13 protein-coding genes are annotated in these 13,035 nt (G+C 48.5%); 2 read left to right on the top strand and 11 right to left on the bottom strand.

Features of this window, described 5'->3' with window-relative positions:
- Positions 1-59: 59 nt before the first annotated feature.
- The 8 genes from OKS35_RS00300 to OKS35_RS00265 form a co-directional block, all read right to left on the bottom strand.
- Positions 60-1,607: a long-chain-fatty-acid--CoA ligase gene (locus OKS35_RS00300; protein ID WP_264092258.1), complete on the bottom strand. Its 1,548-nt coding sequence runs from the start codon at positions 1,605-1,607 to the stop codon at positions 60-62.
- A gap of 100 nt (positions 1,608-1,707) precedes the next feature.
- Positions 1,708-2,181, bottom strand: coding sequence for a PTS sugar transporter subunit IIA (locus tag OKS35_RS00295; RefSeq protein WP_214775721.1), 474 nt, complete (start codon positions 2,179-2,181; stop codon positions 1,708-1,710).
- Positions 2,182-2,328: 147 nt separating this feature from the next.
- Entirely contained in the window at positions 2,329-3,318 is a 990-nt protein-coding gene (locus OKS35_RS00290) for a lipoate--protein ligase (protein WP_015880947.1), read from the bottom strand.
- A 71-nt stretch (positions 3,319-3,389) separates the two neighbouring features.
- A complete protein-coding gene (locus OKS35_RS00285) occupies positions 3,390-4,277 on the bottom strand; it encodes a Cof-type HAD-IIB family hydrolase (protein ID WP_214817682.1) in 888 nt (295 codons plus the stop codon).
- A gap of 87 nt (positions 4,278-4,364) precedes the next feature.
- Complete coding sequence (gene hemG / locus OKS35_RS00280; protein ID WP_214782201.1) at positions 4,365-5,750, bottom strand: protoporphyrinogen oxidase; 1,386 nt, start codon at positions 5,748-5,750, stop codon at positions 4,365-4,367.
- On the bottom strand, positions 5,743-6,672 hold the full coding sequence (gene hemH / locus OKS35_RS00275) for a ferrochelatase (protein WP_015880944.1): 930 nt from the start codon (positions 6,670-6,672) through the stop codon (positions 5,743-5,745). Before hemH ends, hemG begins: the two co-directional genes overlap by 8 nt.
- Positions 6,669-7,718, bottom strand: a complete 1,050-nt coding sequence (hemE, locus tag OKS35_RS00270; protein WP_015880943.1) for a uroporphyrinogen decarboxylase — start codon at positions 7,716-7,718, stop codon at positions 6,669-6,671. Before hemE ends, hemH begins: the two co-directional genes overlap by 4 nt.
- 116 nt (positions 7,719-7,834) lie before the next feature.
- A complete protein-coding gene (locus tag OKS35_RS00265; protein WP_031421197.1) occupies positions 7,835-8,140 on the bottom strand; it encodes a MerR family transcriptional regulator in 306 nt (101 codons plus the stop codon).
- Between the two features lie 121 nt (positions 8,141-8,261).
- Here OKS35_RS00265 and OKS35_RS00260 point away from each other — a divergent pair, with 121 nt between their 5' ends.
- Positions 8,262-9,566 (top strand): ammonium transporter, encoded by a 1,305-nt coding sequence (locus OKS35_RS00260; RefSeq protein WP_264092255.1) that lies wholly within the window; start codon positions 8,262-8,264, stop codon positions 9,564-9,566.
- Between the two features lie 44 nt (positions 9,567-9,610).
- Here OKS35_RS00260 and OKS35_RS00255 read toward each other — a convergent pair whose 3' ends face one another.
- Both OKS35_RS00255 and OKS35_RS00250 read right to left on the bottom strand, forming a co-directional pair.
- Positions 9,611-10,744 (bottom strand): ABC transporter permease, encoded by a 1,134-nt coding sequence (locus tag OKS35_RS00255; protein ID WP_264092253.1) that lies wholly within the window; start codon positions 10,742-10,744, stop codon positions 9,611-9,613.
- Complete coding sequence (locus OKS35_RS00250) at positions 10,741-11,478, bottom strand: ABC transporter ATP-binding protein (RefSeq protein WP_159563614.1); 738 nt, start codon at positions 11,476-11,478, stop codon at positions 10,741-10,743. Before OKS35_RS00250 ends, OKS35_RS00255 begins: the two co-directional genes overlap by 4 nt.
- A 169-nt stretch (positions 11,479-11,647) precedes the next feature.
- On the opposite strand from OKS35_RS00250, the gene OKS35_RS00245 reads away from it, so the two are divergent.
- Entirely contained in the window at positions 11,648-11,899 is a 252-nt protein-coding gene (locus OKS35_RS00245; RefSeq protein ID WP_031421191.1) for a GlsB/YeaQ/YmgE family stress response membrane protein, read from the top strand.
- 45 nt (positions 11,900-11,944) lie between these two features.
- Here OKS35_RS00245 and OKS35_RS00240 read toward each other — a convergent pair whose 3' ends face one another.
- Positions 11,945-12,994, bottom strand: coding sequence for a hypothetical protein (locus tag OKS35_RS00240; protein WP_264092252.1), 1,050 nt, complete (start codon positions 12,992-12,994; stop codon positions 11,945-11,947).
- Positions 12,995-13,035 lie beyond the last annotated feature (41 nt).

Here is a 13,035-nt window from a genome sequence, read left to right as displayed (position 1 = left end):
CCGTAATAGTGTCAAACAAAAAGAAAAATAAAAGAGCGAACTAAGTCGCCCTTCTCTACTCAACTATTTTGAAATGCTTCGCTCTTCAAGACCGTTCGTAAAATCTTTCCGGTCGTGTTTCGCGGAAGTTCCTCGATGATCTCAATATAAGTCGGTTGCTTATATTTCGCCAACTTTGTTTGTGTGTAAGCACGAATGTCCTCTTTCGTCACATTTTCATGTTTCGTGACGACGAATGCCTTCACCGCTTCTCCTTGTTCCGCATCCGGCACACCGATGACGGCAGCTTCGACGATATCCGGATGTTGATACAATACTTCCTCTACCTCACGAGGGTATACGTTATAGCCCCCGACGATGACCATATCCTTCTTCCGGTCGACGATATAGAAGTAACCATCTTCGTCACGTCGCGCCAAATCGCCCGTATAGAGCCATCCGTCCCGAAGTGTCATCATCGTCTCTTCCGGTAACTTGTAATACCCTTTCATGACGTTCGGTCCACGTACAATCAATTCCCCGACTTCACCGACGCCGACTTCTTCCCCAAGCTCGTCGACGACTTTATTTTCGACGTGAACGATGGAAGGGCCGATCGATCCGGCTTTTCGCTCACCATGGAGCGGGTTGAAGCAGGTAACCGGTGACGCCTCCGACAGACCGTATCCTTCAAGAATCTTGCACTCGAACATCTGCTCAAACGACTCGAGCAACTGAACCGGTAAGCTTGCCCCTCCTGAGACGAACACGCGGACATGCTTCAATGCAGACGTGTAGGCCGGTACTTTCATCGCCGTCTGTAACAAGAAATTGTACATCGTCGGCACACCGGCAAATAACGTCACACGGTGCTTTGGTACTAGGTCGAACACATCTTGTGGTGAGAACTTCGGTAAGATGACAATCGTCGCCCCTCGAAGGAGTGGTGCATTGACGATGACCGTCAAACAGAAAACGTGGAACATCGGCAATGCCGCCAATGCCTTATCCTCTGGAGTGATGTCTAAATACTCTCCGATTGAATGTGCGTTTGAGAACAAGTTTCGATGCGTGAGCAGAGCCCCTTTCGGTTTTCCGGTCGTCCCACTCGTATAGAGGATGACGGCAACTTCATCCTCGTCGACTTCGATGAACGTCCCTTCTGCTTCGGCAAACGCTTCTACGAATGGGATGAATTCAATCGCCCCTTCCCGCTTCAATGCTGGAACATCGGCATATGGAACGGAAATCACGAGTTTTAAGTGAGGCAACTTCGTGAGTGCCGCTTCCGCCTGCGCGACGAGCGGTGATAAGCCAACGATTCCCTTTACATCCCCATCAAGTAGAATGTAGGCCATTTCATCAGGCGTGTATGTAGGGTTGATCGGAATGACGACCCCTCCACGTGACAACACTGCGAAATATGCAATCAGGAACGCAGGGCTGTTTCCGAGAACGAGAGCGACGTGATCGCCTTGTCCAATCCCTTTTTGCTCAAGCGTCGACGCCATCGCCTTGACTTGCCCATAAAACTGTCCGTAACTCACCGTGTCTTCCCCAAACACATACGCTGCTTTCTGCGGGTGAGCCATCACTACTTCTTGTAGTGACTTGACTAAGTTTGCCATGGTAATCCCCCTTTAAATGAATGATGATTCACTTTTGAGCCATAAAAAAGAGCACGTTGTCCGCGCTCTTTTCAATTACTTCTATTGTACATGAAATGTTTCAATAAGAAAACGCTTCCAAAAAGTTCGTCTGTAAGTGGAACAATCCGGCGCGACTTTTCACGTGTACGAGCGCTTGAAGGGATTCATCATCCATGAGCAAATCATCAATCAGTTTATGATAGCCCTGTTTTTTTGATTCATTCGTAGCCGTAATCAATAAAATCGCTTTCGCTTGAATCGTTTCTCCCGTGATGGTTTTTACTTCACATGGATTCAACAGATGAAGCAGGGAAATACCATCTCGTTTCGCTATAGAGATAGGAACATCAATGACCGCAACCGGCACAGCGACATCACTTACCCCGGAAGGAATAATCGATTCTTGATCGAGAACGACTCGCGTAAATGAAGAACTGACCATGCCTTTTCGTTCTAATTCAAGACCTACCGCCATCATCGCACGTTCAAATGTCGATTGTTCTGTCACCCACATCCGACTCGGGTCCATCCATTCACTGAGCCTTCGATACATAGTGATTCCTCCTATTTTTAATCAGCCGCTACGAAAGCGCTTGCACAAATTATGATACGCCTTCTCCCATCGAGGTGCAATCCGTATGATCAACGTTCACGAAACTGCCAAAAAAAGGCGACCTCCGTAGAGACCGCCATGACTAACTTAACTAATCAAATCGACTAATTCCTCGAGCTCGACATTTCCGAAGTAATGTTTCAAATCGAGTTGCATCAATTGCTCACGGATGGCCGCACGTTCGAAACGCGTCCCAACGAGCGCTTGCTCGACGTCTTGAATGTCACCGACACCAAAGAAATCACCGTAAATTTTCGCTTCTGTGATCGTCCCTTTGTTGACGTTCAAGCGGACATCGATTGTTCCGATTGGGAAACGACGTTTCGACTCAACATCGAACTTCGGCGACTTACCAAAGTTCCAGTCCCAGTTCGCATAGCGTTCTTTCGAGATATCATGGACGATTTCCCAATCCTCGTCACGAAGCACATAGCGTTCCGGTTGTTCTCCATCATAAATCGAATGGAGGAGCGCCTCGACGAAATGTTCCATCTCCATCTCACGCTCTAAAAATTCAGTGATGTTCGCCACACGGCTACGGACCGACTTGATTCCTTTTGAACGCATTTTCTCTTCTGAGACGTTAAGCGAGTTCACGACCTCTTCGATGTTCGAGTTGAACATGAGCGTCCCGTGGCTGAACATGCGTCCACGCGTCGTGAATTGGGCGTTCCCGCTAATTTTACGCTCACCAACCTGAATGTCGTTACGACCCGTCAGCTCTGCCTCGACACCGAGGTTACGAAGCGCATCCACGATCGGTTGTGTGAACTTCTTATAGTTGTTGAACGAGTTGCCATCGTCTTTTGTGATGAAGCTGAAGTTCAAGTTTCCTTCATCGTGATAGACAGCACCGCCACCAGAGAGACGTCGAACGACATCGATGCCATTCTCTTCGATGTACTTCAAGTTGACTTCTTCTGATGTGTTTTGGTTCTTCCCGATGATGATGGACGGACCGTTAATATAGAACAGGAAGTAATCTTCATGATCGACGTTCAGATGTTTAAGGATATACTCTTCAACCGCCAAGTTAATCTTCGGGTCGCGGATATCCGGATTAAAAATAAATTTCACAGTTTATTTCCTCCTAGTCGGATGTTCGTTACTCGTATTATACGAAACGAGACGAGTCCTCGACAAATCTTTTACTTCCACTCACCTGTCATCACGCGCTTCAATGCGTTCGCCACACCATACTCATCATGGCGTTCGGTGACGTGGTCGCTGATAGCAATCAAGTCTTCGTGGCTATTGGCCATCGCAATCCCTTTACCGGCTACTTTGAACATCGGAACGTCGTTCAAGTTATCCCCGATCACGACGACTTCGGATAAATCGATACCATAATGTTCGGCAAGTTTTGTCACACCGTTCCCTTTATCTGCACCATGTGCCATCACTTCGATGTTATCATTGCCTGAAGACGTGACATACACCCCTTCGACTTGGTCTTCGATTTCTTTCCAAAGTCCGTTCATTTTCTCAAGGTGGCTCGAGAAAGCGATGAACTTGTAGACACGTCCCGCTTCTTCTCGGATAAAGTTCTCAATGTCATCAACAATTTTGACATCTTCATTGACGTAGTAGCGATTCTTAAAGAATTCGTACATCTCGAGCGAGCGGTCGTCACCATTCGCTTTCAAGTTTTTCATCGATGCTTCAATCAAATCGCCTCGGCTCGCCACGAGTCCCGCTTCTGTGTACATTTCGTAAAAGACGTCCGCATACTTGTCATCTTGATGAAGGACATCGATGACTTGAAGCGCCTCTTCAATCGTCAAATCGATTTCGTGAAGGACTTCTCCCGACGTGTCGAGCACACGTCCCCCATTCGACGAGACAATCGGGCAAGAAAGTCCGACCTCGTCTAAAATCTGTTTCGCATTCACATAGTTGCGCCCCGTCGCAATCGCAAAGCGAATCCCTGCTGCCTCTGCTTCACGAACAATCTCTGCTGTCTCATCCGCGATTTTGGTGTGGTTGTGCAAAATCGTACCGTCCATGTCTGATACAAAAAGTTTATACGTTGCCATCTTCCATCACTCCTTTTTCTCTTTCGCTTCTTACTATAACAAAAAGAGAGGGATTCGGAACAATCCGAACCCTCCCTTCATCAAATCTCAATTTTTTTCACGCAATGCTTTCACTTGTTCCCGCACACTCTTCACACAGTCCGGCATCCCAATCCCGTCATAGGCGATTCCGGCGAGAATGACGCCTGGGTATACCCGGCTCATCTCGGCCCGGAGTGCTTTGACACGGTCCGCATGAAAGACCGCATAAGGAGGCAGTCCATCACGAAGTCGACTGACGACTGTCTGAATCGGATCACGGTGAATTTTCATGAGACCACGAAGATCATGTAACGCTGTCTCGATGATTTCTTCATCGGATGCTTCGACAATCTCATCTGCCCCCGGGCGACCTAAAAAGACGCGAAGGACATGATATCCTTCCGGCACGGCATGTGGCCATTTCTGGTCGATGAACGTACATGCTGTGATCGTCACATCCGCTTCTTGACTCGTCACGAACCCTGTACCGACGAACGGAAGCTCAATATCTTCTTTTTTGAAGACAAGTGAGCACGTCGCCGTCGCATGCGGCTTCATATCCGCTAAGAAGTCACTATCGACTTTCGGGAGGAACTGACGTATGAGACGCGGTGGGACCGTCAACACGAGATGGTCCGTGTCGATATCTCCGCGATTCGTGAAGAGGCGGTACCCGTCCTCACGCTCGGATACTTGTTCAACGGAACAGTTTAATACGATTTCAGTTCGGTCCAACCGTTCTGCCAAGCGGTCCGTCAGTGATTTGAGTCCACGTTTCAACGAGGCGAACTGACCAACCTTCTTCGCCCCGACTTCCGCGACTCGTTGCTCAGGACGTAAGTGTCGCATCCCTTCATACAAGTTGCCGTATTTCTTTTCTCCCTCGATGAACTGTGGGAATGTCGACATCGCACTCATTTGATCGATGTCTCCGGCATAGATACCAGAGAGTAACGGTTCAATCAATCGGTCGACGATTGGGTCCCCGACACGCTCACGAAGGTAGAGGCCGAGTGAGACGTCCGAGTCTGGCGCTTTTACATCTGGAGGGGACAGCAACATCTGCTTTAAGTCCTCGTGCTCTTCTTCCGAAAGCAACGTCGTCTCACGAAACGCATTGACGTCGAGCGGGATCCCCATCACCGTCTGTTTCGGAATCGGGTGGAGCCCGTCATGATGAAGAACGTAAGCTTGACCGACTCCGTTGCGAACGAGTTCATCGCCTAAACCGACGTCTTCAATCAATTCCGTCATCGCAGTCTTTCGAAAGACATACGAGTCCGGACCACGTTCCACCGCAAACTCGCCTGTTTCATACGTATCAATCTTTCCTCCGAGGCGATCGGTCGCCTCAAGCAACGTGATGGTCACGTCTTCCGGCAAATAACGCTCTGCATAAAAAGCGGCGGTGAGACCTGTGATCCCACCACCGACAATCGTGAATTTACGCATGATGCACAATCACGCTTTCCATTCGATCCGCGATGGCTTCGATGAAGCTTCGCTCTGCATTTGGCATAGCTGGACGTGCGTAGTGAACACCGAGGCGGTCACAGACAACTTTACACTCGACGTCGTTATCGAACAATACTTCGAGATGGTCTGCAACAAAGCCGACCGGCGTATAGACGAACGCCTCGTAGCCGTACTTTTCATAAAGTTCAGCCGTCAAATCTTGGACATCCGGTCCGATCCATGGGTCCGGCGTGTTTCCTTCTGACTGCCAACCAATCTCATAATGCGGGACGCCTGTCTCAATGGCAATTTTATCAGCTGTTTCTTTCAACTGATCCGGATACGGGTCGCCACCAGCCAAGATTTTCTCAGGAAGACTATGCGCTGAAACGATGAGACATGTCTTTTCAGCCGGTACAGGCAATGACGCATACGTATCGTTAATCGCATTCGCCCACCATTTGATAAACTTCGGCTCATCATACCACGACTCTACCGAACGAATGTCGATGCCATACTTCGCTGCTTCTTCATGAGCACGTCCGTTGTATGATTTGACGCTATATGACGAGTAATGAGGTGCTAAGACAACCGATACCGCCTCTTTGATGCCGTCGTTCGCCATTTGCGCGACCGCGTCTTCTACGAACGGTTCGATATGCTTCAATCCGATATACAGTTTGAACTCGATTTCACCTACATGACGCTCGTTCAAGATGTCACGAAGCGTCTCCGCTTGATCGATTGTGATTTTTGCGAGTGGAGATACGCCACCAATCGCTTCGTAACGTTCCGTCAAATCTTGGAGTGCTTCCGGTGACGGTTTGCGTCCGTAGCGAATATGTGTGTAATACCGCTCGATATCTTCTGGTTTGTACGGTGTGCCGTACGCCATGACAAGTAGTCCGACTGTTTTCATGATTCGTTGCCTCCCATTTTTTCGCGTGAGTAGTCGTGAATGAATGCCGTCAATTTGACGAGGACGGCCGGGTCGACTTCAGGGAACACCCCATGTCCCAAGTTGAAGACGTATCCTGGCTGTTTCATTCCTTCATCTAAAATTTCCTTAACCTTCTCTTCGATGACCGGCCATGGAGCTAACAAGAACGACGGGTCTAGGTTTCCTTGAACCGCCTTTGTGATGCCACGGTCCCGTGCTTCCTGTACCGACAGGCGCCAGTCAAGCCCGACCACATCAAGTGGAAGGTCGTGCCATTCCTCGATTTGATGGCTCGCTCCGACACCGTGCATGATGAGTGGAATGTCGAGTGAACGTAGTTCTTTAAAGATACGCTCCGTCGTCGGTTTGATGTAACGTGCATAATCTTTGCGGCTGAGCGTCCCGACCCACGAATCAAACAATTGGAACGCTTGAATGCCGGCATCCGCTTGCGCCTTCGCATACGTGATGACCATGTCGCCGAGTTTTTCCATCAATGCATTCCATACATCCGGTTCTGCATACATGAGTGCTTTCGTACGATGGTAGTTCCGCGACGGTCCCCCTTCGATCATATAGCTCGCCAATGTGAACGGTGCGCCTGAGAAGCCGATAAGCGGAACTTCTAGTCGTTCCCGTAGTAGACGAATCGTGTCAAAGACGTATGAGATATCTTCCGGGTTTAACGGTTTCAAACGTTCCACATCTTCCATCGTTCGATATGGATTGTCGATGACCGGGCCAATCCCGCTCTTGATCTCGACGTCGACTCCCATAGACGGAAGTGGCGTCATGATGTCCTTATATAGAATGGCCGCGTCGACTCCGAGTTGTTTCACCGGAAGTTCCGTGACATATGCACAAAGTTCAGGATCATGCGTGATCTCGAATAGTGACCTCGTCTTTTTAATCTCTCGATATTCCGGTTGGTAGCGTCCGGCTTGGCGCATGTACCATACAGGTACATAATCTGTCGCCTCTCCTTTAAACGCTTTTAAAATAGTATCGTTCATACGTCGCGTCATTCCCCTCTAAATTTCTCCTACACTCTTTATTCTCGTGTTTGTGAACTCAAAAACATTATACAGAAATTAATTAGAATTATGCTAATGTGAAGCATTTTCATTGTGTTTTCTTTGTGTCATTTTTTTGTCGGAAATGTTCGGAAGGCAGAATTCAATTGACCTCGAATCAAATCATCCCGCTGTTTTGTCGACAATCGTCGTTCTCGTTCCTTAATATCTTGAATTCGCCATCCATCCTCTAGTTTAGTTGCCACTTCGACCAAACGTTCCACGTCATGAAAAGAATATTTACGTGAACCACCTTTTGTCCGTTCCGGAAAGACGAGACCTTTTGCTTCATAATACCGGACTTGACGCTCCGAAAGTCCCGTCAATTCAGTCACAACGCCAATCCCGATCACTTTCTTCGATTTATAGTCCATTCAGCCTCGCCTCCTTAATAAAAAAAACTATGTCAGATAATCTGACAAAATGCAATCCAGCATGAATTTTTCGTTTTACACTGAAGTCAACTTTTGGAAAGCACCTAAGAAAAAGGAGGGCATGAACATGGAAGACATTCTCTATTATATGGACACGCTGTATGTACTCATCGCTGCATTGCTCGTATTGACGATGCAATTAGGTTTCGGATTACTCGAGACAGGGACGCTTCGGGCGAAGAACGCCGGTCACGTCGCGGTCAAACAAATTATCAGCCTCTCTGTGGCGGCACTCGCTTTTTGGGCGGTCGGGTTCGGTCTCTCGTTCGGTGACGGGACAACTTGGTTTGGAACAGAAGGATTCTTCTTAAGCGGATCGTTCACAAGCCTCGACTGGGCGAACGTCTCCATCGACGTCAAATTCTTATTCCAGTTATCATTCGTTGCAGTTTCTCTCGCCATCGCGTGGGGTGGATTTGCGGAACGGGCTAAGCTTTCTGCCTACGTTCTGTTCGGTATCTTCTTCGTTGCCATCCTCTATCCAATCGTCGCTCGCTCAGTATGGGCTGGTGGAATGCTCGGATCAATGGGGATGCAAGACTTCGCAGGTTCGGCGGTCGTTCACCTTCAAGGTGGGATGGCGGCTCTCATGGCAACAATCATTTTGAAACCACGTCGTAAGACGGAATCACTCGCTGGTCATAACCATGTGTTAACAGTCGTGGGTGGTCTCGTCCTCTGGCTTTGCTGGTTCGGCTTTAACGCCGGTTCGACAATGTCGGTCGCTGACGGATTCTTCGGTTACGTCGCATTGACAACAATGCTCGCCACAGCAGCTGGTGCGCTCGGTGCTCTGGCCATCGTCATGCTCCATCGGAAGACGGCAGATATCCCGACAATCGTCAACGGAGTACTCGGGGCGCTCGTCGCCATCACGGCAGCATGTGCGTTCGTCGAACCGTGGGCAGCCGTCGTCATCGGGGCACTCGCATCGGTCGCAACATATGGAACGAGCATCTTGATGGCGAAGTATGTGGATGACCCGCTCTGCGCCTTCTCCGTACACGGAGTCGCAGGAATCATCGGAACACTCGCACTCGGCTTCTTCGCATCGCCTCGACTCGTTGAGATCACAGGGATCGGTTCTGCCGGACTCTTCTACGGTGGCGGATTGACACAGCTCGGTGTACAGACACTCGGTGTGGTGATCGCGATGGTCATCGCCGGCGGTGGAAGTTACGCCTTCTTGAAACTTCTCGATGTCACAATCGGACTCCGTGTCACAGAAGAACAAGAAGATGTCGGCCTCGACATCGCAGAACATGGTGTATCGGCATACGGTGAAGTCGAAGAAACAACCGAGAAACCAGGACGCCTACCGAAGATTCTCGGTTCGAGCGTATCGGTCATGTCACCTAAAAAATAATCTACTCACGTGAGAAGGACATCCCGCACAGGATGTCCTTCTTTTTAATTCAATCGACTCAAGTAATAGCGTGTGACCATGACAGACAAGACCAATCCGACCGCCGCATCCCATGTGGCACCAAAAGCGACAGATGCAATCACTAGAGCGACGGACTGGATGACGAGCAGTCGCATCGCCCACCACGAATACCCTGCGATTCGCTCATCGCGTGTAATCGGTAGCCAGGAAACGATGGAAATCGCTTCTAACCGTTTAAATAAAGGAACGAGCTGTAACGCGGTCAAGCCTACAAAGAGTGGCGTAACCAAGCCGACGTACCATCCTCCCGACATCCACATGACAATGAGCGCCACTACGGTCAAACGCAGAATTAAATCAAGTGAGTCGTTCGAACGGAGAATACGAAGTCCGTACACGTAACGTGAAGCGTCCACGCGCCGTAGGACCCGATTTTCTAGAAGCCGCGTCAACACGCGGCGCTCTCGAACCTCTTCTTTCAAGGTCGGCAAATCGACGAACCAGCTGATGACTCGTTCAAACTGAGCCCGACTCTTCTCCTCAAGCACCAACCAGTGTAAGAGCGGGATGCGCTCGTTTCGTTTCACATGTAAGAAAACGAACGGCATGAACGCGGGCACCCATGCCCACGCTGTCCAATCCATTAGAAGACAAGCGCCGCTCACGAGCGCAAACGGTAGGATTGTCCATTCACGCACGCCTTCCACTTTTGCCAAACGGCCTGCAGCTGACAACATGACCATCGTCACGACGAAAGATAACACTTCAATACTCGAATAACTCTCTGTCCGTACGAGGAGCGGAAGTAAAACGAGCAGGACGAGCAATCCACGTAGTGCAGCAAAAACAAGATTAAATAAACGCACCCCGATCATATAGAAACGAATATCTCCTAACTCTGGAAGTAAAAACACTTGATCCGCCTCCTGGACGAATGTTCGCGGGCGATGACCGAGCGGCATGATTAAAAGGACCGCCGCAGCAATCCACGTCCCGGGGAATGTCCCATCGATTCGTTCTAAGAAGCTATTGTAGACGAACGCCCCGTAAATCAAGGTGAAATAGAGCGTGAACAGCAGTCCTCCGTTTGCAACGTAGCGACTGTACTTGACGACCTCTTCCATCCAGGTCCCGAGCCTTGCTGTAAATCGATTCATGACGACCGTTCCTCCGACGCGATTGCTTCTACATATATGTCATCAAGTGTCGCATCAGGTGACAATCGATACACGTCACGCAATTCCGCCGCTGTTCCGCTTGCGATGACGACTCCTTGATGGAGGAAGACGAATCGGTCGCAGTGCCGCTCTGCCGTTTCGAGGATATGGGTGGACATTAAAATCGCACAGTCTTGTTTATATTCATCAAACAACTGAAGCAATTGACGAATCGCTAGTGGGTCGAGACCGACAAATGGTTCATCAACAATCAAGAGCGGCGTTTTCGTCACGAGCGCACACAAAATCATCGCTTTTTGACGCATCCCTTTTGAAAAGACGGAAGGGAACCAGGCGAGTTGTTTTTCCATTCGCATCTCTTTCGCCAAACGTTTCGTACGCGCAGCCAACTCTTCCGGATTCACATCGTACGCCTTCCCCATCAATTCAATATGTTCTTGCAAGGTTAACGTCTCATACAATATCGGTGTTTCCGGTATGTAACTTACTTTCTTACGATAGTTCTTTTCAGAAGAATTTAATGTCTCACCATCAATTTCGATTTTTCCGGAGAGGGGTGACAATAATCCCAAAATGTGTTTGATCGTCGTCGATTTTCCAGCTCCGTTTAGCCCTATCAACCCAACGAGCTCCCCTTTTTTTACTTCAAACGAAATGTCATGCAAAACTTGTTTACCGAGATATCCGCCGTTCAATCGATCGACGTGCAGCATGAAAACCACACCTTTCATTTTCAACTTTTTTTCGTGGTATATGTTTTAAATGTTGTCACATGGGAATAATCTGAACTGTAAGGCATTTTAAAATTTATATCAATACTTCCATTGTTCCACAAAATCGTTGTAAAGAACAATGGGCAAAAAGAGGAAGGAGAAATGAATGATGGGGTTTATTCTTTATTTGATTATCGGGGGTATCATCGGTTGGTTAGCAGGATTAATTTTAGGTAAGGACGTACCAGGTGGAATCATTGGTAACATCATCGCGGGGATTATCGGTGCATGGTTGGGTGGACTTATCTTTGGTGACTTCGGGCCAATCGTTGCGGATATCGCGATTATTCCGGCTCTAATCGGTGCAATTATCCTGATCTTGATTGTATCGTTCGTTATGAAATCAATGCGTAAAAAATAAGATTATGTATCGGAGGGGCTTCCATTATGGAATGTCCCTCTTTTTTCATTGAATCAGTAAATACATCGCGTCGTTCTTTTCGATAAACTGTTTCTCGGTTTCAAGACCAAAGAACGTAAAGAATGATTCGAAGAACGATTGACCGTAATCCCACTCTGTTCCGAGTGGGTGTTCCGATTTCGCTTTCGGTTCACCGAGGAGGGCAATCAAATCATCCGGTCGTTTATCGAGGTCGACCCGAATCGATTCCACTTCCTCATCTTTAAACGCGACAGCCAATCGCTCATAGTCCCATTTTCCTTCACGCTTTCCAGCCGGTTCACCAAGCGTTTCTTGAACTTGCTGACTCGACTGCCCAATTAAAGAATCGACCGTTTCGAGTGAGTGACCCGTTTGCGCCTCCACTTCAATTTCAATCAACTCAGCCCGCTTCAAATCAAATTGTCCGGCAATAGCTTCGCTCGACTCAGGCATAAGGGCATACTCAATGGATTTAGAAGATATCAATTGAATCGTTTCGGTTTCCGTGACCGTCTCTCCATTTGTCACCGCTACCGCTTTGACATCATATTGTCCCGGCATCTGTTCAAACGATAACGTATCATCGGCTTCATCAATCCGTCCTACCTGTTGTCCATCAATCCAAATATTCGTCAATGGTACATCCGAGGTCACATCAATCCGTTGTGGGAGTAGTTCAATCCGATAGTCAGAAAAGCCATACCGTCCTTCCCCCGTGTCGATCAAACGAAATAATCCGTCCGCCTCCATACCCGACGTTCGGTTGGCTCGGTCTTTCGCAACTTCTGCGATAGCCTCTCCTCGAATGGACTTTTCATCGTTCAACCACCCCATGAATCGTAGAGCCTCCGCTCTCGATAAAGGTTCTCCAAGATATTCGACTTTCTCCTCAAAAAAGGTACGGTCTTCTTCCAATAAGGCCTCTTTGAATGCGACGTGAATTTTATCTTGTTCTGCCGCCGGCTTGTATGCATATATATAGAAAACAATGGCTCCAACTAGAATCGTGAAACTAGAGATCAAAAGAAAGACTTTCGGACTCCGCTCTTTTTTTCTACTTCTCGTATAGGGCATGTGCTCACCTCCTTTGCGCTCACTTATCTTCATTATAGAAG

This window comes from Exiguobacterium sp. N5 (genome assembly GCF_025842465.1).
GTDB classification, from domain to species: domain Bacteria; phylum Bacillota; class Bacilli; order Exiguobacteriales; family Exiguobacteriaceae; genus Exiguobacterium; species Exiguobacterium profundum.
This window is presented reverse-complemented; position numbering and strand designations above follow the sequence as displayed.